The organism is Streptomyces albus subsp. albus (assembly GCF_000725885.1).
GTDB classification, from domain to species: Bacteria; Actinomycetota; Actinomycetes; order Streptomycetales; family Streptomycetaceae; genus Streptomyces; species Streptomyces albus.
Genome location: NZ_JODR01000011.1, coordinates 69,797 through 89,509, shown reverse-complemented (window position 1 = coordinate 89,509; position 19,713 = coordinate 69,797). Strand labels below are relative to the sequence as shown.

Sequence of the window (19,713 nt, the reverse complement as noted above, 5' to 3'; positions counted from 1 at the left end):
CGGTGCGCTCGCGCGGGGTCAGCCCGCCTGGTCGGCGCGGTCCAGGCCGTCCCAGAGGTTCTCGTACCAGGGCCGGTCGGCGGGCCCGTGCTCGCGGGGCCGGCTCACGTCGGCGGTGCCGTCCCGCATGGTGTAGCCGGTCTCGCCGGGGCGTACGAAGTGCAGGTGTTCGCGGGCCTGGCGCTCCACGTAGGCGGGGTCCTGCCAGCGCGCCTTCTCCTGGCTCAGCTGCCGGACGGCGGCCCGGGCCCGCTCGGCCTGCTCGCGCTGGTCGGCGATCTGGGAGCGCTGGGTGACGTACTGCCGTGTCGGGTACGCCAGCGCGACGACGAGGGAACACAGCACGAGGGCGAGCAGTGCCGCCCTGCCGGTGAGCCGCCCCTTGCGCGGGGCGCGGATCCTCACCGGGCCCTGTGCCCGGTACACCCGCCCGGCGGCCTGGGCCCCGAGGGCGCGCAGGCGCGTCGCGGTGGAGAAACGGTCCCGGTCCGCTCCCATACCTCTCCCTGCTCCGTGTCCCGTGCGTGGCGGCTCCGCTGTCCCGCCGGGCGGGCCCACCGCTGCCCGCGGTGCCGGTCCGGTCCCGCGGCGGGTCCGGGCCGGCACCGGGGCGGTGCGGGTCAGCGCTTGTAGCGCGGGAACGCCGAGCGGCCGGCGTAGACGGCCGCGTCGTCCAGGATCTCCTCGATGCGCAGGAGCTGGTTGTACTTGGCGACGCGCTCCGAGCGGGCCGGGGCGCCGGACTTGATCTGGCCGCAGTTGACGGCGACGGCCAGGTCGGCGATGGTCACGTCCTCGGTCTCGCCCGAGCGGTGCGACATCATGCACTTGAAGCCGTTGCGCTGCGCCAGCTCGACGGCGTCCAGCGTCTCGGTCAGCGAACCGATCTGGTTGACCTTCACCAGCAGGGCGTTGGCGCAGCCCTCCTCGATGCCGCGTGCCAGGCGCTCGGGGTTGGTGACGAACAGGTCGTCACCGACCAGCTGCACCTTGTCGCCCAGCTTCTCGGTGATGGTCTTCCAGCCCGCCCAGTCGTCCTCGAACAGCGGGTCCTCGATGGAGACCAGCGGGTAGTCGGCGACCAGCTGCTCGTAGTACTCGGTCATCTCGGCGGCGGAGCGCTTCTGGCCCTCGAAGGCGTAGGTGCCGTCCTCGTAGAACTCGGAGGCGGCCACGTCCAGCGCCAGCGCGATGTCCTGGCCCGCGTTGTAGCCGGCCTTCTGGATGGCCTCGACAATCAGGTCGAGCGCCTCGCGGTTGGAGCCCAGGTTCGGCGCGAACCCGCCCTCGTCGCCCAGGCCGGTGGCCAGACCGCGCTCCTTGAGCACGCCCTTGAGGGCGTGGTAGACCTCCGCGCCCCAGCGCAGCGCCTCGGAGAACGACTCGGCGCCGATCGGCGCGATCATGAACTCCTGGATGTCCACGTTCGAGTCGGCGTGCGAGCCGCCGTTGAGGATGTTCATCATCGGCACCGGCAGCTGGTGCGCGTTCGGGCCGCCCAGGTAGCGGAAGAGCGGCAGGTCGGACGCCTCGGAGGCGGCGTGCGCGACGGCGAGCGAGACGCCCAGGATGGCGTTGGCGCCCAGGGACGACTTGTCGGCGGTCGCGTCCAGGTCGAACATCGCCTGGTCGATCAGGCGCTGCTCGGTGGCGTCGTAGCCGACCAGCTCCGGGCCGATCTGCTCGATGACGGCGAGGACGGCCTTCTCGACGCCCTTGCCGTTGTAGCGCGCGGTGTCACCGTCGCGCAGTTCGAGCGCCTCGAAGGCGCCGGTCGAGGCGCCGGACGGCACGGCAGCACGGCCGGTGCTGCCGTCGTCGAGGCCGACCTCGACCTCGACGGTGGGGTTGCCTCGCGAGTCGAGGATCTCGCGGGCTACGACGACGTCGATGGACGGCACGAGGTATCTCCTTCGTGTGGACGGACGGCTTTCTCCGACCCGAGCCTAACCGTCCCGCCCCCGAGTCCTTCGCCCCGCCGCACGATGCGGACGCCCTGCGCTGCGGGGCACGTGAGAGTGCGGCTCACTTGCGAACGAGGCGGCTCACACGCGCAGGTGCTGGCCCGGACGGATCAGGTCCGGGTCGTCGCCGATCACGCCCCGGTTGCCGTCGTACAGCTCCCGCCAGCCGCCCGGAACGTCCAGGTCCGCGGCGATCCCGGACAGGGAGTCACCCGGCTGGACGGTGACCCGGTGCCGGCCGCCGCCCTCGTGGAGCTTCTCCCTCGCGTCACCGCGTGAGGGCCGTCCGCTCCGGTCGTGCCGGCCGCCCTCCTCCTCGGCGGGCTTGCCGCGGTGCTTGCCGGTGCCCGGGGCCTCCAGCCCGCCCCCGCCGCCGGACGACGCCTTGAGCCGCTCGGGGCTCGACGGGCCCTGGCTCGTCCAGCCCCAGCTGTCGGAGGGGGCTGAATCGTCGGTGTCGTCGGTGCCGTCGTCCGGCCGTGCGGAGGGGTCCGTGGGGGCGGAGCCGCCCTTGTGTCCGTCGTGGGCCGGGCCGTCGGACGGTGCGGAATGCGATCCGTCCGCCTTGTCACTTCCGTCCGACTTGCCCTTGCCGTCGGACTTTTCCTTCCCGTCCGTCTTCTTGTGCCCGGTGTCGCCGTCGTTCCGGTCGGCCTCGCCCCGCTCACCGGAGGAACCGTGCTCACCGGAGGAAGGCCGCTCGCCGTCGTCACCCGTGGTGCCGCCGTGCGACGTCCCCTTGCCGGGCGCGGTCCGCTCCGGGGAGTGCTCGCCGGAGCCGGTGGAGTGGGAGGGCAGGTCCTCCCCCGGGTTCACCTCGGGGGCGTGGTCGGTGGTCAGACCGTCACCGCAGTGCGGGAAGGCCGCCGGGCCCTCCGCCTTGAGGATCTTCTCGGCGACGGCGATCTGCTGGCTGCGGCTGGCCAGGTCCGGGCGGGGCGCGTACGCCGTACCGCCGTACAGCTGCCAGGAGTCCAGGCTCAACTGGAGCCCGCCGTAGTACGGGTGGGCGTCGCCGGCGCTCCACACGCCGTTGCTCGCGCACTCGGCGACGCGGTCCCAGTCCGCCGCGTCGGCGGCGTGGGCGCCGGTGGCGCCGAGCAGCGGAAGGGCGATCCCGGCGCCCGTCACCCCGGCGGCGACGACGACGGCGGGGGCCTGGCGGGGGCGGCGGTGCCTACCGTTCCCGGAGCGCATGCGGAACCTCTCGTGTGTTGACGAACGTCACGACGATCGAAGTGCCCGAAGGCGGACGAAGTCGGCGACCGAACGTAGCCGCGATGGCCGGGAGTCACAAGCGAATGTCGCGGAGATCACGCCGCGGTCACACCCGCTGAGGGCCCGTCATCCGCCGTTCCGCAGCGGCTCGTGAACGCCACCGGGAGGGTGCGCAGGCCGCGCATGATCAGCCCGCCGCGCCAGCGCAGCTCGTCCGGGTCGGCGGCCAGCCGCAGATCGGGCAGCCGGCCCAGCAGGGCGGCCAGCGCGGTCCGGCCCTCCAGCCGGGCCAGCGGCGCCCCCAGGCAGTAGTGGATGCCGTGCCCGTAGCCCAGGTGCTGGTTGTCGCCGCGGGTCACATCCAGGGTGTCGGGCTCGGAGAACCTGGCCGGGTCCCGGTCGGCCGCCGCCAGCACCACCAGCACCGGTTCGCCCTCCCGCACCTGCCGGCCGCCGATGGTCAGATCGCAGGTGGCGAACCGCCAGGTGGCCAGCTCCACCGGCCCGTCGTAGCGGAGCAGTTCCTCCACGGCGGTGCCCAGCAGTTCCTCGTCCCCCTCCTCGACGGCGCGCTGGACGACGGCCCGCTGCGCGGGGTGGCGCAGCAGCGCGTAGGTGCCGTTGCCGATCAGGTTGACGGTCGTCTCGAAGCCGGCGAACAGGAGGATGAAGGCCATCGCGGCGGCCTCGTTCTCGGTGAGGTGCTCACCGTGGTCGGAGGCGCGGATCAGTCCGGAGATCAGATCGTCGGCGCCGCCGCTGTGCTCCAGCTCGGCCCGCTTGCGGTGGATCAGCTCCGCCAGGTAGCCGCGCATCTTCTTGACCGCACGGCCCACGCCACCGCGCGGGCTGCCCGGCTGATGGATCATCATGCCCGCCCAGGTCCGGAAGTCCTCCTGGTCCTGACGGGGGACACCGAGCATCTCGCAAATGGCGTAGATCGGCAGCGGGAACGCGTACTCATGGATCAGATCCGCCTCACCACGCGCCGCGAAACCGTCGATGAGGCCGTCCGCCAATTCCCTTACGCGGGGCGCGAAGGCCGCGACCCGGCGCGGGGTGAACGCCTTGGAGACCAGCCGGCGCAGCCGCGTGTGGTCCGGCGGGTCGATGTTGAGCAGATGCGTCATCAGATTGGCGCTGCGCTCACCCGGGATACCGACCTTGCCCTTGCCGTGGGCCCCCTGCTCCCCGTGGTGCCGCGGGTTCTTGCTCAGCCGCGGGTCCGCCAGCGCCTGCCGGGCGTCCGCGTACCGGGTCACCAGCCACGCCTCCACCCCGCTGGGCAGCCGGGTGCGGCGCACCGGCGCGTGCTCCCGCAGCCACGCGTACGCGGGGTACGGGTCGGCGGCGAACCGCCAGTCGAACAGCGGCGGCATGGGCGGCGGGCAGGAGGCGGGCTGCGTCGGGTCGTGCACGCCTACGACCGTAGACGGCGCCCGCACCTCTCCGGCCGTCCGGCCCCCGGCGGCTGCGGCGTCCGCTCCAGCCAGCCCTCCGCCAGCAGGTACTGGCCCAGCAGATAGCCCGCCATGATCAGCGTCTCCTGCGCCGGCACCCGGCGGCCCGCCTGCTGGAGGCCGATCAGCGCGTCCGAGGCGAGGAACGACAGCGCCCCCGCGGCCACCTTGCCCCCGACGCCGAGCGCCGCCGCCCCCATCGCGGCGAGCGCGAGGCTGTAGCCCGCCACCGGCAGGCGCAGCTCCCGGTCCAGCGCCGGGGCCAGCGCGGCGTTGACCGCGCCCCACGCGGCGAACGCGGCCACCGCGCGGCGCGGCCTGGCGCGCAGGCCCCGCACGGCGCCCAGCCGCGCGGTCAGACCGGCCGTGTAGCTGACCTGGGTGCCCAGGAAGGCGGCCATCCCGGTCAGCAGCGCGCGGCGGTTCCGGTCCCACAGCAGTGCCGTGTCCCCGACGGCGGCGCAGGCCAGGCCCGCCAGCAGTGCCCGGGGCGGTGCCGGTGACCGCTGGAGCACGTGTGCGGCCAGGACGGGCATCAGCAGCGGTTTGCCCGCGCGGGCCGGGCCCCGCGGGGACGTCGCCGTCGCGTACAGATCGGCCGCGGCCAGCCCCGCGAAAGCGGCCAGCGCGGGCGTGGGACGGTGGGCCCTCGTGATCGCCATCCGGGCAGTGTTACCGGGCGGTAAGGCAGCGTCAAGGGTGCCGCCGCACCCCGCCGGGGCGGGTACGGAACGGCGCCGGGTGCGGGCTCAGTCCCCGTCCCGGCCGGGTGCCTCCGCGGCGCGGATGCGGTCGCGGTACTCGCGCGCCGCGGCCCGCAACGCCGCCTCCGGGTCGATGCCCTCGCGCTCCGCCTCCACGGCGAGGGCGAGGAGGGCGTACCCGACCCCGGCCTCCGGAGCCGTGCCCCCGGCGTCCGGGGCGTCCACGGGGACTGTGAGCCCCGCGGTACGGGCCCGGCCGGCCAGCTTGGCGGCCAGCGCCAGCGCCGGCTGGCCGAGGGGCACGCCCTCGGTGACCGAGACGCGCTCGGTCTTCTCCAGCGCCTTGCGCCGCAGCCAGTGGGCCTTGACGTCCTCGGGGGTCTCGGCCACCTCGTCCCCGAAGACGTGCGGGTGCCGGTGCACCAGCTTCTCCACCAGGGTGGCGGCCACGTCGTCGATGCCGAACGGCTCCTCGGCATCGTCCTGGGCGATCCGAGCGTGGAAGATCACCTGGAGGAGGACGTCGCCGAGTTCCTCGCGCAACTCGGTGCGGTCGCCGCGCTCGACGGCGTCGATGAGCTCGTAGATCTCCTCGACGGCGTACTTGAGCAGGCCCTCGTGGGTGCGCTGCCCGCTCCACGGGCAGGAGCGGCGGATGCGGTCCATGACCTGGACGGCGTCCAGAAGGCGGGCACCGGGCAGATCGTAGGAGCCGGGCAGCAGTTCGAGTTCGGGCATGGCCTGGCGGCCCGAGCCGGCCAGCCGGGCGAGACCGTCGGTGAGGTCCGGCTCGCCCTCGGCGGTGGCGAGCACCACCAGGGGCCGGCCGCCACCCTCGGCGCACTCCTCCACCAGGGTGCGGGCATCGGGCACGGGACCCGTCTCCACCTCGACGCCGGCCTCCCGCAGGTACGGCAACTGGGGGTGCTCCGGGTCCGCGCACAGCACGCGGTCGGCACCCCGCAGGGCCTCCCAGGCGGGCCAGGACAGCAGGCCGGGCGCCACCCGGTGGGTGGTGGTCAGCAGGACGATACGGCCGGTCTCGGTGCTCTCGTTCACGCTACGAACGTAACCCGGACGGCGGCGGGACGGCCGACGGCCGACCGTCGGCCGGACGCAGGCCAGGACTCCACGGGGCCCGGCACCGCTCCCCCGCACCAAGGCGCCGCTCCACCGCCCCAGCGGGCGGCTCACGCGGCCAGGGCCAGGGCGCCGTCCGCCCTGCCGAGACGCCGTCCGCCCTGCCGAGGGCGCGGCCCGCCCGCCCGGGGCACCGGCCCCCGCCCCAGCGGGCGGCTCACCCACCGAGGGGACCGGTTCGCCCTCCCGGGGTCGCTCTCCGCCCGCGCAAGGGCGCGTCCGCCTGTCCCGTGCGCCGCTCCCCGCCCCCAGAAGACAGCTCATGCGGAACCGCCCTCCCGAGACGCCTCGCCCTTACGGGGGTGCCGTCCGCCCTGCCGAGGCACCATGCGCCCTCCAGGGCGCGGCCCGCCCGCCCGGGGCGCCGGTCCCGCCCCAGCAGGGGGCTCACACGCCAGGGGACCGGTTCGCCCTCCCGAGGCGCCGTCCGCCCGCCCAGGGCACCAGTCCTGCCCCGGAAGACAGCCCACGCCCCGGGGACACATCCGCCCTCCCGGGGCGCACCGGGAGGGGCAGGTCACATGCGCTGGGCCCGGTCGGCGGCCTGGCCCGTCAGGTCGCGCAGCCACGGGGTCTTCGCGCCGGCGAGGGTGGAGGTGCCGGCGTCCCAGGCGCCGTACCGCGGGTTGACGTCGATCTTCATGTCCCGGGACACCCGGGACAGCTCCTTGTTGAGCTGCTGGTTGCCCTGCGGGGAGGTCGGGTCGATGCCCTTGGCCGCGGCGATCTTCTCGACCCGCAGCTGCATCCGGATGCGGTCGTCGATCTCGTCGGGCGCGACGGCCTGCTGGCGCAGCAGCGTCGCCTCCAGCCGCTTCTTGCCGCCGGCCTGCGTCTCCAGCTGGGTGCGGACCTGCTGGACCTCGCGGCGGCTGACGCCCACCCCGGCGTCCTTCGCCGCCTGCGCGACGATGCGTTCGCGGATCATGCCGTCGAGCGTGGAGCGGGTCAGCTTGCCGCTCTGCTTGATCAGCTGCTCGCCCTGGGGTGCGGCACGCTGCGCGTCCCGTACGGCGCCGACGCGGGACTGGAGCTGCGCCATGCTGATCCGGTCGCCCTTGACCGTGGCCGCGGCCCCCGGGTGCGCTTCGTTGCCGCACGCGCTGAGCAGCGGTGCCGCGGTCAGGAGTGCCGCGGTGGTGGTCAGGGTGAGCGCGAACCTGCGGTGACGGCTTTCCATGGGGCCTCCCGGCGGCGGCGAGGGGTCGCGCCGGTGCGCGCGACCTGGCGGTGATCGATGGTAGGGAGTCGGACCGGTCCGTGACCACCGGTTCGACATCGAATCGACCAACGATTCGGGGCCCGTGGGGTCGCTGTTCCCCGGCCTCGACGCCACTTGTGCCACAGGAGTCACAGGCGTCACCGGCCCCGGCTGCCGGACGGGCCCGCGGGTGGTCAGCCGACGCGCAGATGCCCCAGCATCCCGCCCGCTGCCCCCGCGAGACCCGCTCGACGGCGTCCGGGCCCGCGGCGCCTGTGTGCTCACGGCCCGGGTCCGTGCCGTCCTCGCGGCCGTCAACAGGGCGCTGTAGCCGCCCGGCGCGCTCATGCCCCGCCCCGGCTCACCCGCCGCACTGGGTGAGCATCGTGCGCTTGTCCGGCGCGGTGACGGCCAGGTCGTACTTGAGGGCCACCTGGGCGAACCGCACGGAGTAGGCGCAGCGGATCCGCTTGTTGGGGGGCAGCCAGGAGGCGGGGCCCGAGTCGCGCTTGGCGTTGTTGGCGGGGCCGTCCACCGGCAGCAGGTTGAGGGGGTCGTTGGCGATACGGCGCCGCTTGGCGTCCGACCAGCCCGCGGCCCCCATCTGCCAGTCGTAGGAGAGCGGCATCACGTGGTCGATCTGCACCTCGGTGGCGCGGCGCTTGGTCCACTCCAGCCGCTTGCCGGTGTACGGGTCGTCCAGCGTCATGGACTCCACGACACAGTCGGACCCGGACCGGAAGCGCAGTTTGGCGCCGTCCCGTTTGAGCAGGTCGTTGCGGGTGTCGCAGCCGTTGCGGGCGAACGGGACGCCGTCGGCGGTGTCCATCCAGGCGTAGCCGAACTTGTCCCGTTCGTAGCCCGTCTTGGGCCCGCGGCCCTTGGTGCGCAGCTGCTCGATGACGCGGCGGGCCCGCGCCTTGTCGGCGTCCGAGGTCAGCGGGGCCAGTCCCGGCTTGGTGCCGTCCGGGTTGTCCAGGGGGCTGGTGGGTTTGCCGCCGCCCGGGGACGTACCGTCCGGGGCGGCGGTGCGGCCGGAGCCGTGGTCCGGGGAGCCCTTGGCGTCGTCGCGGCCCCCGGACGACCCCGTTCCGTCGCATCCGGCCACCAGGGTGCCGACGGCGACCACCGCCGCGACGGCGGCGGCGGCACGCCTGCGTGCGGAACGGGGCGCGGGTATCCGGGGGCGGGCGGGTCGGTGCTGGTCAGTGGCGTTGTCGATCACCGGGCGAGCATAGTGCGCGGCCTCGCGGGGACCCGGCCCGGATGGAACCTTCCCAGCCACGCCCCGGCACGGGGAGCACGTCACCCCGACGGCGCCCTCCACGTGGCAACGAGGGACAAAGCGGGCAGGGACGCAGGGTGCGCGATGTGACCGACCCCCTGCTCAACCTGGTCCGGCGGCACAGGGAACCCGAGTTCGCCCAGACGGCCCGGTCCACTGTCGCCGCCGTGATCAGCTACGTCGTCGCCCTCCAGCTCAGCAGCGAACAGGCGCCGCTGACCGCGCCGCTGACGGCCTTGCTGGTCACCCAGGTCACCCTCTTCACGACGCTGCGGACCGGCATCCGCCGCGTCAACGCCGTGGTCGCCGGCGTCCTGCTCTCCAGCGGATTCAGCGCCCTGGTCGGGCTCACCTGGTGGAGCCTGGGCGTGGTCATCCTCGCCGCCCTGATCGTCGGCCGGTTCGTGAAGGCCGGCGAATTCGTCCCCGAGACGGCGATCAGCGCCATGCTCGTCCTGGGGGTGACACAGGGACAGGTCGCGGCCATGGCCTGGGACCGGGTGCTGGAGACCCTGATCGGCGCCATCGTCGGACTGGCCTTCAACGTGCTGTTCGTCCCCCCGGTGTGGGTCCAGCCGGCGGGCGACGCCGTCATCGACCTCGCGGGCCGGATGAGCGGCCTGCTGAACGCGCTCGGCGAGGACGTGTGCGGCCACACCCCGGTCGGGAAGGCCGCCGACCGGCTGCACCAGGCGCGGCAGCTCGACCACGACATCGTCGAGGTGGACGTCGAACTGCGCCGGGCCGAGGACAGCCTCCGGCTCAACCCGCGGGTGCGCGAGGGGCTGCTCTCCCGGGTGGTGCTGCGCACCGGGCTGGACACCCTGGAGATCTGCGCCGTGGTGCTGCGCACCACCTGCCGGACCGTCACCGACCTGGCGAAGAAACGCACCGCCGAACCGCTGTTCCGCGACGACATCGCCGACAGCATGAACGCCCTCTTCCACCACATGGCCCAGGCGGTCGAGGCGTTCGCCGAGCTGATCACCACCCCCGTCAGCGCCAACGCGGAAGAGGCCGAGGCGCAGCTCGTACGGTCCCTGGAGGCCAGCCGCGCCAGCCGTGACACCGTCGCCTTCCAGCTCCTGGACACCGTGCGCGAGCACCCCCGCCAATGGCAGCTGCACGGCGCCCTGCTGGCCGAGGCCGACCGCATCCTGGACGAGCTGGACGTGGAGAAGCGGTCCGAACGCCTGTGGCAGGAGCTGGACCGCCAGTCCCGTGAGCAGCGCGAGAAGAACCCCTTCCTGCGCATCATGCGCCAGCTCCGCAGCAGGGAGCGCTCCCGCCGCCGCGCCCGCGAGGAGGAACGCGAACTGCAATGGGAGGAGGAGCAGTGAGCCGGCTGTGACGCCCTGTCAGTACGCGGACGGGGGCGGGGCCGGGGCGGGCGCCGAGATGTGGTGGCGGCACAGCGCCTCGTCCTGGAGGAGCTGCGCCACCGCCGGATCGCCCAGGCCGCGCTCGCGGACCGTGTCCCGGATGAGCAGCGCGAGCTGGGGCAGGGCCTCGGCGTACTGGCCGGTGTCCACCAGGACGGTGGCGTACTGCTTGCGCAGGGTGCGCACCACCGGGGAGCCCTCGCCGTAGGTCGCCTCCGCCGCCGGCAGGGCGCTGCCGAGGAGAGCGGCGACCTCGGTGTAGCGGCCGGCGCCCAGCAGGCGGCGGATGTCCTCCAGCGCGGCGTTCAGCTCGCCGCCGGCCACCGGCTGGGCGCCGCGCCGCGGCGGCCACGGCGCGGCCGGTGCCAGGAACGGCCGGGTGGGGTCCAGCGGCGGGCCCGGGGCCCGCTCGCCCGGGCGGGGCAGCAGCGGGGCGAGCTGGGCGTACACCTCGTGCGCGTCGGCGGGGCGGCCGGCCGGGTCGCGGTCCAGGAGGCGCCGCACGAGCGCCGGCAGCGGCGCGGGCACCCCGGGGGACACCAGCTCCAGCGGTTCGGGCTCCTCGTGGAGCTTCTTGTACAGCAGCCCGGCCGCCTCGGGGGCCTCGAACGGGACGCGGCGGGCCAGCAGCTCGTAGAGCACCACACCCAGTGCGTACAGATCCGCCGCGGGGCCGACCGCCGTACGGCCGGTCGCCTGTTCGGGCGCCATGTAGACGGGGGTGCCCACCAGCGCGCCCGTGCGGGTCAGCCGGGTGACGTCGGGGGCGCCGACCGAGGCGATGCCCAGGTCGAGGATGACGACCCGGCCGTCGGGGCGCACCATCACGTTGCCGGGCTTCAGATCGCGGTGGACGACACCGACCGCGTGCACGGCGGCGAGCGCCGCGCACAGCTGCGCCGCCACCGCGACGGCCCACTGCCACGGGTACGGCTCGTGCTCCGCCAGATGGTCGGCCAGGTCGCTGCCGTCGAGCCGCTGCATCACCAGGAACAGTTCGTCGCCGTCCTGGCCCGCGTCGTACACGGTCACCAGGCCGGGGTGGTCCAGTTGCGCGGTCACCCGGCACTCGCGGGCGAAGCGGCGCCGGATCTCCTGCGGGTCGGCGCTCTGCACGAGGGAGGCCATGCGGTCCGAGTGGGCCAGCTTGACGGCGACGGGCCGGCCGCCGAGCCCCGTGTCGAGCGCGCCCCACACCTGTCCCATACCGCCCTTGCCGAGCGGTTCGGACAGCTCGTAGCGGCCCGCGATCAGCCGTCCGGGCCTCATGCCGGGCCCCACTGTCCGGGCTGCCCGGGCCGGCTGGACTGTCCGGGCCGGCGGCGGGGGTCGTGCGGGGCCGCGTCCTGCCGGCCGTCGCCCTGGCGGCGCAGCGCCTCGCCGAGTTCGGCCAGCTCGGAGGCGACCTGCCGCATGCGCGGGGAGGCGGGCGGCGGCGCGGACCCGGCGGGGGCCGTCGGCGCGTACGGGCCGGGCGCACCGTAGGGGTCCGCGGACGGGACGGGGGCGGCGGGTCCGGTGGGGTTCATGGTGGGGGCGGGACCGCTGGGACCGGTGGGGCTCATCCCGGGTACGGGACCGACGGGGCCCATCGCGGGGGCGGGCCCCGCAGGCCGGCCCGGCGCCGGGCCGTGACCCGCGAGCTGACCCGGTGTCGGGGCGGGACCGGCCGGTCCCGGCGTGGCGGCGGGCGGCTGCGGCGGACCGTACGGGCCCGCGGCCGGGCCCGGCGCCGCGGTGTGGGCCGCGCCGCCCGGGTAGGGCACAGGACCGGGACCCGGCACAGGCCCGGCACCCGGCACAAGTCCAGCGCCCGGCATGGCCCCGGCACCCGGCACGGGCCCAGCGCCCGGCACGGGCCCCGGACCCGGTGCGGGCGCGCGGCGCGGGCGGTCGCCCAGGAGCGCGTGCACCACGGCGCCGCCGATCAGCAGGATGATGTAGATCCCCGCGGCAAGCTGCGCGTTGCCCTCCTCGCCCGGCTTCGTCTCGGGCACCTTGACCAGCAGCACGATGTACACCACGGTCAGCACGCACGCCAGGGCGAACACCGCCCAGTCGTACGGGCGCCGGCGCAGTACGGCGAACCGCAGCGAGGGCACCCACGAGAGCAGACCCAGCGACCAGAGCGGGAACGACGCGAAGGCGATCCGCGCCAGGAGGGCGCGGGTCGGCGTCGGCGTGGCCGGGCCGTACATCTTTCCTCCGGACGGGACAGGAGCGGACAAGGCAGGAGGTGAGCGTATACAGCGGGATGCGGCCACGGATACGTGACCGGGGAACCCGGCCCGACAAGAAGCGGAATCGTTGCAACCCGCGGGCGTCCGCGCCCGGTTCAGGAGGGCGGCACCGTGCCGTCGGCGAGCCCGTCGAACATCCCCTGGACGAACTCCCCGCCCAGCTCGCCCACCCGCCGCAGCGCGGCCTCGAACTCGGCGAGGCGGCGGAAGCGTTCGCCGTAGGCGCGCTGCCGCTCCAGCGGCAGCCGGGGCAGCCGCAGCCGGCGCACGTCGATCCGGGAGGCGCTGGAGGCGTAGCTGCTGGCCTGCCGGGTGTTGGCGGTGGAGCGCAGGAACCCGGCGACGAACCAGGCGTCCAGCGCGGCCGGGTCCACCCGCAGCAGACACAGCGGCTTGTCCAGCCGGGCGCCCTCCTCCCCCTCGGCCACCACATAGGCGGCGCCCCGCCCCTGGACCGGCACGACGACATCCCCCGGCGCCGTGGTGACCGGCTCGGCCGAGGCGGTGTGCACTTCGAGGGCGCCGGTGCGGGCCAGCTCGCCCACGGTCGCCTCGGGCAGTTCGCCGTCCGTCCCGTCCCGCCGTCCGTCCGCGGTTCCGGTCGCGTCACCGGCGGCCAGGTCGAGGGTGCGGCGCAGGGTGCGTTCCAGTTCGGCCCGTACGGCGGTGAGGGCGGCGGCGTCCGTCCGGGCGCCGCCGGGCAGCAGATGCCGGGCGGGGGTGAGGTCCACCTCGTCGTCGAGCAGGTCGATGACCGGCAGCGCGGCGCACACCCCGGGCCGTTCGGTGACGGTGCCGTCCGCGTCGAACGCCCGCCAGGCGGTCAGCACGGCCTCGGCGGTCTCCTCCCAGGGCGGCGCCGGTTCGCCCTCGGCCCGGCCGCCGGCCGCGTCCATCAGCAGCAGACGGGTGTGGGCGGCCGAGGCGCCTTCCGGCTTGCGCAGCACCCACAGGTGCAGCGGCAGGCTGTGCGGGGCCGCGGCCCCCGGGGGCAGTGCGAGGACGGCGCGCAGGGCGCCCTTGCGCAGCAGCGCGGCGCGCACCCGGCGGCCGGTGCGGCGGGCGGCGACGGCGGGCGGCAGCAGCAGGACGGCGGTGCCGCCGGGGCGCAGCCGGTACAGCGCGTGCTGCACCCAGGCCAGTTCGGACTCGGTGCGCGGCGGCAGCCCGTAGGCCCAGCGCGGGTCGTAGGCCAGCTCGTCGTGGCCCCAGTTGCGCTCGTTGAACGGCGGGTGGCACAGCACGGTGGCCACCGACGGGGCGGCGGCGGGCTCCTCGGTGCGCAGCGCGTCCTCGGCGCGGATGTCCACGGCGGTGTCCGGGGTGCGGGCGCGCGCGGCGTCCCCGGCAGGACGGGCGGCCCCGGCGCGCAGGGTGAGGCGGAGCGCGGCGAGGCGGGCCAGCAGCGGGTCGGTGTCCTGCCCGTGGAGGGTGCGCGGGGTGCCGGCACCGCCGGGTGACGGGGTGCCGGCCGTGCCCTCGGCGGTGAGGGCGGCGGCCAGGAGTTCGCCCGAGCCGCAGGCGGGGTCGAGGACGGAGTCGCCGGGTCCGGCGAGCCGGGCCATCAGCGCGGCCGTGCCGGGCGGGGTGAGGGTGTACTGGCGGGGGTTGGCGTCGAGGTAGTCGGCCAGCAGCTGGGCGAACGCCGTCTCGGTGCCCACCTCGCGGGCCAGCTGCTCCAGCTCGGAGCGGTCGGCCGGCTGCGCCGGCTCGCCGAGTCCGGCCAGGTGTTCGCCCGCGCGGACGAGGGCCGGCCCGTGTCCCTCCGGGTCGCTCTCCAGCCGGCGGCGTACCCGCTCCCGGGGCGGGGCCTCGGCGAGTTTGCCCTGGGCGCGCAGCCAGCTCTCCACCTCGGTCAGCGAGAAGGTGGGGCTGGTCTCGGTCCCGCCGACCGGGCGGGGGAAGTCGGGGTGGCGGCGGCGCCAGTTGCTGACCGCGGCCCTGCCGACTCCGGCGAGCCGGGCGATGGCCGCCGCCGTCACCTCGGTGCCGTCCGACGCCCCGTTCGCCCCGCTCATCGCCCGTTCCCTCCCGTATCGCCTCGTCCGCCGGGCCGGTCACGGCGGTGCGCACGAGCATACCCACCACCCTGTGAACTGCCTCCGTTCACGGCGTGAAGATTCCCGGATTCATGGATCGTGGTTGACTCGGTTCACAGACGATGGTCTTATTGACCCGTCGGTTCACAGTTCACCGCACCGGCTCGCTCACATCTGTCCGGAGGACGACCCATGCCCACCCGCGCCCAGCCCCGTACGCGCCCACTGCTCGCCACCGCCGCCGCCGTGCTCGCCCTCGGCGCGCTCGGCGCCTGCACACCGGAGGAGCCCACAACGGAGAAGCCCGCCGGCAAGGCGGCCGGCGCCGAGGACGGGCCGGGCAAGGGGAGCGGCAAGGGCCAGGACGGCAAAGACGGCGGGCAGGCCGCCGGGCCGCGGGCCGCCGGCGAGAGCGCCGTCTACCCGGGCAAGGGCCTCAAGGTCACCGTCTCGGCGCCGACCGCGTTCACCCCGTCCGCCTACGCGGCCGGGCACAAGAACGGACAGCAGGCCTGGAAACTGCGGGTCACGCTGGAGAACACCTCGGACCGCAAGATCGACACCACGCTCGTCACCGTCGGCGCCCGCCAGGGCGAGGACGGCGAGACGACCGAGGGCATCTTCGACGGCGAGACCGTCGGCAGCGGATTCACCGGCCGGCTGCTGCCCGGCAAACGGGCCACCGCCTTCTACGGCTTCGACGCCCCGCGCGGCGCCAAGACCCTCGACGTGGAGGTCAGCCTCAACGACTTCGAGACCGAACCGGCCCAGTGGAGCCTCACGCTCTGACCGCTCCGCACACCGGCCACACCACCGGCACCACTCACACCACCGGCGCCGGCCACCACTTCACCACGCAGACGCAAGAGGGCACACGCACAGCCCGTACCCACAGGGGGGATCCCATGTCGCACGCCTACGACGCCCACAGCCACACGCCCGCACCCGCCGCCGCGCCCCGCAACGGGCTCGGACTCACCGCACTCGTCCTCGGCCTGGTCGGCGTGGTGTGCGGGCTCGTCCCGATCCTCTTCTGGGCCTCCGGCACCCTGGGACTGATCGGCTTCGTCCTCGGCCTGGCCGGCCGCTCCCGCGCCAAGAAGGGCATCGCCACCAACCGCAAGGCCGCCCTCAGCGGCGTACTCCTGTCGCTGGCGGCCTTCGCCCTCGGCGTCTGGGGCCTGGTCACCGTCGTCACGGCGGTCGGCGACGCCGCGGAGGAGATCGACAAGGAGCTCAACAACGGCTCAGCCGCCGTCACCGCGCCCTACCTGGTACCGGCCCGGCACTGAGCCCGCGTGCCCCGCCCGTGGGCCACGGGCGGGGCACGGCGCGTTCGCGGATATGTGCTTCCGCGGACCTCGCTGCCGGGGCCCTCGCTGCCGGGCCCCTCGCTGTCAGGACCCGGGAACGGTGGTGAGGAACTCCCCCACCCAGGCCAGCAGTTCGCGGCCCGTCACCGGCTGTCCGCCGATGCCCGCCGGCTTGGGCCGGGGCACCAGGACCTGATGGCTGGCCGTCTTGACGACGGAACCGGGGTAGACCCGCTTGAGCCGCAGCTCCTGCGACTCGCGCAGCTCCACCGGGCTGAACCGGATCTTGTTGCCCTGGAGCGTGATGTCGGAGACCCCCACCGACCGGGCCAGCATCCGCAGCCCCGCCACCAGCAGCAGGTTCTCCACCGGTTCGGGCAGCGGCCCGTACCGGTCGGTCAGCTCCTCCCGGACGGAGGCGATGTCCTCCTCCGTCGCCGCCGCGGCGATCGACCGGTACGCCTGGAGCCGCAGCCGCTCGCCCGGCGCGTAGTCGTGCGGGACGTGCGCGTCGACCGGCAGCTCGATCTTGACCTCCGGCGGGGCCTCCTCCACCGGCCCGGCCCCACCGGACTCCAGCGCCGCCCGGTAGTCGGCCACCGCCTCCCCGACCATCCGTACGTACAGGTCGAAGCCGACGCCCGCGATGTGACCCGACTGCTCGCCGCCGAGCAGATTGCCCGCCCCGCGGATCTCCAGGTCCTTCATCGCCACGTACATGCCCGCACCCATCTCGGTGTGCTGGGCGATGGTGGCCAGCCGCTCGTGCGCCGTCTCCGTCAGCGGCTTCTCCGGCGGGTAGAGGAAATAGGCGTAACCGCGGTCGCGGCCCCGGCCCACCCGGCCCCGCAGCTGGTGCAGCTGCGACAGGCCGAAGGTGTCACCCCGCTCCACGATCAGGGTGTTGGCGTTGGAGATGTCGATGCCGTTCTCCACGATCGTGGTGGAGACCAGCACGTCGAACTTCTTCTCCCAGAAGTCCACGACGACCTGCTCCAGCGCCTGCTCCGTCATCTGCCCGTGCGCCGTGGCGACCCGGGCCTCCGGCACGATCTGGCGCAGCCGGGCCGCCGCCCGGTCGATGGACTCCACCCGGTTGTGGATGTAGAAGACCTGGCCCTCGCGCAGCAGCTCACGGCGGATCGCGGCACCGATCTGCTTGTCCTCGAACGGGCCGACGAACGTGAGCACCGGGTGCCGCTCCTCCGGCGGCGTGGTGATCGTGGACATCTCGCGGATGCCGGTCACCGCCATCTCCAGCGTGCGCGGGATCGGCGTCGCGGACATCGTCAGCACGTCCACGTTCGCCCGCAGCTTCTTCAGCTGCTCCTTGTGCTCGACGCCGAACCGCTGCTCCTCGTCCACGATGACCAGGCCCAGATCCTTGAACTTGGTCTCCGACGAGAACAGCCGGTGCGTACCGATCACCACGTCGACGGTGCCGTCCCGCAGCCCGTCCAGCGTCGCCCGCGCCTCGCTGTCGCTCTGGAACCGGGAGAGCGCCCGCACATTGACCGGGAACTGCCCGTACCGCTCCGTGAACGTGGAGAAGTGCTGCTGCACCAGCAGCGTCGTCGGCACCAGGACCGCGACCTGCTTGCCGTCCTGGACCGCCTTGAAGGCCGCCCGCACGGCGATCTCCGTCTTGCCGTAGCCGACGTCGCCGCAGATCAGCCGGTCCATCGGCACCGACTTCTCCATGTCCTCCTTGACCTCGCCGATCGTCGTCAGCTGGTCCGGGGTCTCGGCGTACGGGAACGCGTCCTCCAGCTCCCGCTGCCAGGGGGTGTCCGCGCCGAACGCGTGACCGGGCGCCGCCATCCGCGCGCTGTAGAGCTTGATCAGGTCGGCGGCGATCTCCTTGACCGCCTTCTTCGCCCGCGCCTTCGTCTTCGTCCAGTCCGCGCCGCCCAGCCGGTGCAAGGTGGGCTGCTCGCCGCCCACGTACTTGGTGATCTGCTCCAGCTGGTCGGTGGGCACGAACAGCCGGTCCCCGGGCTGGCCGCGCTTGGCCGGCGCGTACTCCACCAGCAGGTACTCGCGGGTCGCGCCCTGCACCGTGCGCTGCACCATCTCGATGTAGCGGCCCACACCGTGCTGCTCGTGGACGATGTAGTCGCCCGGCTGGAGCGTGAGCGGATCGATCTGCTTGCGGCGCCGCGCCGGCATCCGGGCCGTCTGGCTGCCCGCCGCCTTCTGGCCGGTCAGATCCGTCTCCGTCAGCACGGCCAGCTTCAGACCGGGGGCGAGGAAGCCCCGGTCGAGGGAGCCGCACGCCACGTGCACCAGATTCGCGTCGAGCGTCAGTTCGGGCCCGGCCAGCCGCGCCGGCACCCCCTCGCCGCCCAGCACCTCGACCGTGCGGGACGCCGGGCCGTGCCCCTCCGTGACGTACACACAGCGCCAGCCGTCGGCCAGCCAGCCCTTGGTGTCGGCCAGCGCCCGCGCGGTGTCGCCCCGGTAGGTCTCCGGGGCCTGCATGCCCAGCCGGAGGGTGTCCCCGTCCTCCTCGGCCTCCGTGTCGGCGGTGAACTGGCTCACCGTCCACCACATCATGCCCAGCTCACGCGCGTGCTCCCGCACCTCGGCGATACCGCGCAGCGAGGCCGCCCCCACGTCGATGGGGGCCTTGCCGCCCTCCCCGTCGCCGCTGCCGGCCGCCGCCGCCCACGACGCCTGGAGGAACTCCTGGCTGGTCGCCACCAGATCCGCGGCCCGCGTACGCACCCGCTCCGGGTCGCACACCACCGTCATGCTGCCCGCCGGCATCACATCCAGCAGCAGTTCCATCTCGTCCACCAGCACCGGCGCCAGGGACTCCATGCCCTCCACCGCGATGCCCTCGGCGATCTTGCCGAGCAGTTCGTGCAGCTCCGGATGGACCTCGGCCAGCTGGGCTGCCCGCTCCCGCACCTGGCGGGTCAGCAGCAGCTCCCGGCACGGCGGCGCCCACAGCCCGTGCTCCGCGATCTCCAGCGACCGCTGGTCGGCGACCTTGAAATAGCGGATCTCCTCGACCTCGTCGCCCCAGAACTCCACCCGGACCGGGTGCTCCTCCGTCGGCGGGAAGACGTCGAGGATGCCGCCGCGCACCGCGAAGTCGCCGCGCTTCTCCACCAGCTCGACCCGCGCGTACGCCGCGGCCGAGAGCGCGTCCACGACCTCTTCCAGATCCGCGCTCTGCCCCTGCCGCAGCGCGACCGGCACCAGGTCCCCCAGGCCCTTGACCTGCGGCTGGAGCACCGAGCGGATCGGCGCCACCACCACCGAGACCGGGCCCGCCTGCGGATCGTCCGCATCCGGGTGCGCGAGCCTGCGCAGCACCGCCAGCCGGCGGCCCACGGTGTCCGAGCGGGGGCTCAGCCTCTCGTGCGGCAGCGTCTCCCACGAGGGGTACTCCACGACGCCCTCCTCCGGGAGGAGGGAGCGCAGCGCCGCACCCAGGTCCTCGGCCTCGCGGCCGGTGGCCGTCACCGCCAGCACCGGGCGCTGCGCGGAACGGGCCAGGGCGGCCACCGCGAAGGGGCGGGCCGCCGCCGGGCCCACGATGTCCACATGGTGGCGATTGCCGTCGGCCGCGGCCTTGACGGCTTCCGCCAGCGCGGGGTCCTTGGTGACGGCGTCGAGCAGACCGTGCAGGCTCATGAAGGCTTCGCTTTCGGCTTTCCGTCCGGTGGGTCGGCGTGGCCGGCCACGCCGAAAAGCCCGACACGCGGCCGGGCCCCTTCCACCCTACGCCGACGCGCAGACACCCCGTCCCGGCTCAC

At 74.4% G+C, this 19,713-nt stretch carries 15 protein-coding genes; 3 read left to right on the top strand and 12 right to left on the bottom strand.

What is annotated here, in order from left to right; genetic code table 11:
* Window positions 1–18: 18 nt before the first annotated feature.
* The 8 genes from IO40_RS0114145 to IO40_RS0114110 all read right to left on the bottom strand — a co-directional run bounded on the left by IO40_RS0114145 (window position 19) and on the right by IO40_RS0114110 (window position 8,867).
* Window positions 19–498, bottom strand: a complete 480-nt coding sequence (locus tag IO40_RS0114145) for an FtsB family cell division protein (RefSeq protein WP_016472673.1) — start codon at window positions 496–498, stop codon at window positions 19–21.
* Between the two features lie 122 nt (window positions 499–620).
* Complete coding sequence (eno, locus tag IO40_RS0114140) at window positions 621–1,901, bottom strand: phosphopyruvate hydratase (RefSeq protein ID WP_016472672.1); 1,281 nt, start codon at window positions 1,899–1,901, stop codon at window positions 621–623.
* Between the two features lie 144 nt (window positions 1,902–2,045).
* Entirely contained in the window at window positions 2,046–3,161 is a 1,116-nt protein-coding gene (locus tag IO40_RS0114135; protein ID WP_016472671.1) for a transglycosylase family protein, read from the bottom strand.
* A gap of 116 nt (window positions 3,162–3,277) precedes the next feature.
* Window positions 3,278–4,561 (bottom strand): cytochrome P450 family protein, encoded by a 1,284-nt coding sequence (locus tag IO40_RS0114130; protein WP_016472670.1) that lies wholly within the window; start codon window positions 4,559–4,561, stop codon window positions 3,278–3,280.
* 41 nt (window positions 4,562–4,602) lie between these two features.
* Complete coding sequence (locus IO40_RS0114125) at window positions 4,603–5,304, bottom strand: lysoplasmalogenase family protein (protein ID WP_016472669.1); 702 nt, start codon at window positions 5,302–5,304, stop codon at window positions 4,603–4,605.
* 87 nt (window positions 5,305–5,391) lie between these two features.
* Complete coding sequence (locus IO40_RS0114120) at window positions 5,392–6,405, bottom strand: nucleoside triphosphate pyrophosphohydrolase (RefSeq protein WP_016472668.1); 1,014 nt, start codon at window positions 6,403–6,405, stop codon at window positions 5,392–5,394.
* Between the two features lie 598 nt (window positions 6,406–7,003).
* Entirely contained in the window at window positions 7,004–7,666 is a 663-nt protein-coding gene (locus IO40_RS0114115; RefSeq protein ID WP_016472667.1) for a SurA N-terminal domain-containing protein, read from the bottom strand.
* Between the two features lie 382 nt (window positions 7,667–8,048).
* The gene (locus IO40_RS0114110; protein ID WP_031175506.1) at window positions 8,049–8,867 is read right to left on the bottom strand and encodes an HNH endonuclease family protein; all 819 of its coding nucleotides are present in this window, start codon (window positions 8,865–8,867) and stop codon (window positions 8,049–8,051) included.
* A 182-nt stretch (window positions 8,868–9,049) separates the two neighbouring features.
* On the opposite strand from IO40_RS0114110, the gene IO40_RS0114105 reads away from it, so the two are divergent.
* Window positions 9,050–10,312, top strand: a complete 1,263-nt coding sequence (locus tag IO40_RS0114105) for an FUSC family protein (RefSeq protein WP_031175505.1) — start codon at window positions 9,050–9,052, stop codon at window positions 10,310–10,312.
* Window positions 10,313–10,330: 18 nt separating this feature from the next.
* Here IO40_RS0114105 and IO40_RS0114100 read toward each other — a convergent pair whose 3' ends face one another.
* The 3 genes from IO40_RS0114100 to IO40_RS0114090 all read right to left on the bottom strand — a co-directional run bounded on the left by IO40_RS0114100 (window position 10,331) and on the right by IO40_RS0114090 (window position 14,612).
* On the bottom strand, window positions 10,331–11,623 hold the full coding sequence (locus IO40_RS0114100; protein ID WP_016472664.1) for a serine/threonine-protein kinase: 1,293 nt from the start codon (window positions 11,621–11,623) through the stop codon (window positions 10,331–10,333).
* A complete protein-coding gene (locus IO40_RS34840; RefSeq protein ID WP_051719293.1) occupies window positions 11,620–12,552 on the bottom strand; it encodes a collagen-like domain-containing protein in 933 nt (310 codons plus the stop codon). The genes IO40_RS0114100 and IO40_RS34840 overlap by 4 nt, the downstream gene beginning before the upstream one ends.
* Window positions 12,553–12,689: 137 nt before the next feature.
* Entirely contained in the window at window positions 12,690–14,612 is a 1,923-nt protein-coding gene (locus IO40_RS0114090) for an N-6 DNA methylase (protein WP_031175503.1), read from the bottom strand.
* A gap of 213 nt (window positions 14,613–14,825) precedes the next feature.
* Between IO40_RS0114090 and IO40_RS0114085 the strand changes: the two genes are divergently transcribed.
* Both IO40_RS0114085 and IO40_RS0114080 read left to right on the top strand, forming a co-directional pair.
* Window positions 14,826–15,422, top strand: a complete 597-nt coding sequence (locus tag IO40_RS0114085) for a DUF4352 domain-containing protein (protein WP_016472661.1) — start codon at window positions 14,826–14,828, stop codon at window positions 15,420–15,422.
* A 116-nt stretch (window positions 15,423–15,538) separates the two neighbouring features.
* Window positions 15,539–15,925, top strand: a complete 387-nt coding sequence (locus IO40_RS0114080) for a hypothetical protein (protein ID WP_016472660.1) — start codon at window positions 15,539–15,541, stop codon at window positions 15,923–15,925.
* Window positions 15,926–16,030: 105 nt separating this feature from the next.
* On the opposite strand, the gene mfd is transcribed toward IO40_RS0114080, so the two are convergent.
* Window positions 16,031–19,591, bottom strand: a complete 3,561-nt coding sequence (gene mfd / locus IO40_RS0114075; RefSeq protein ID WP_016472659.1) for a transcription-repair coupling factor — start codon at window positions 19,589–19,591, stop codon at window positions 16,031–16,033.
* Window positions 19,592–19,713: the final 122 nt, after the last annotated feature.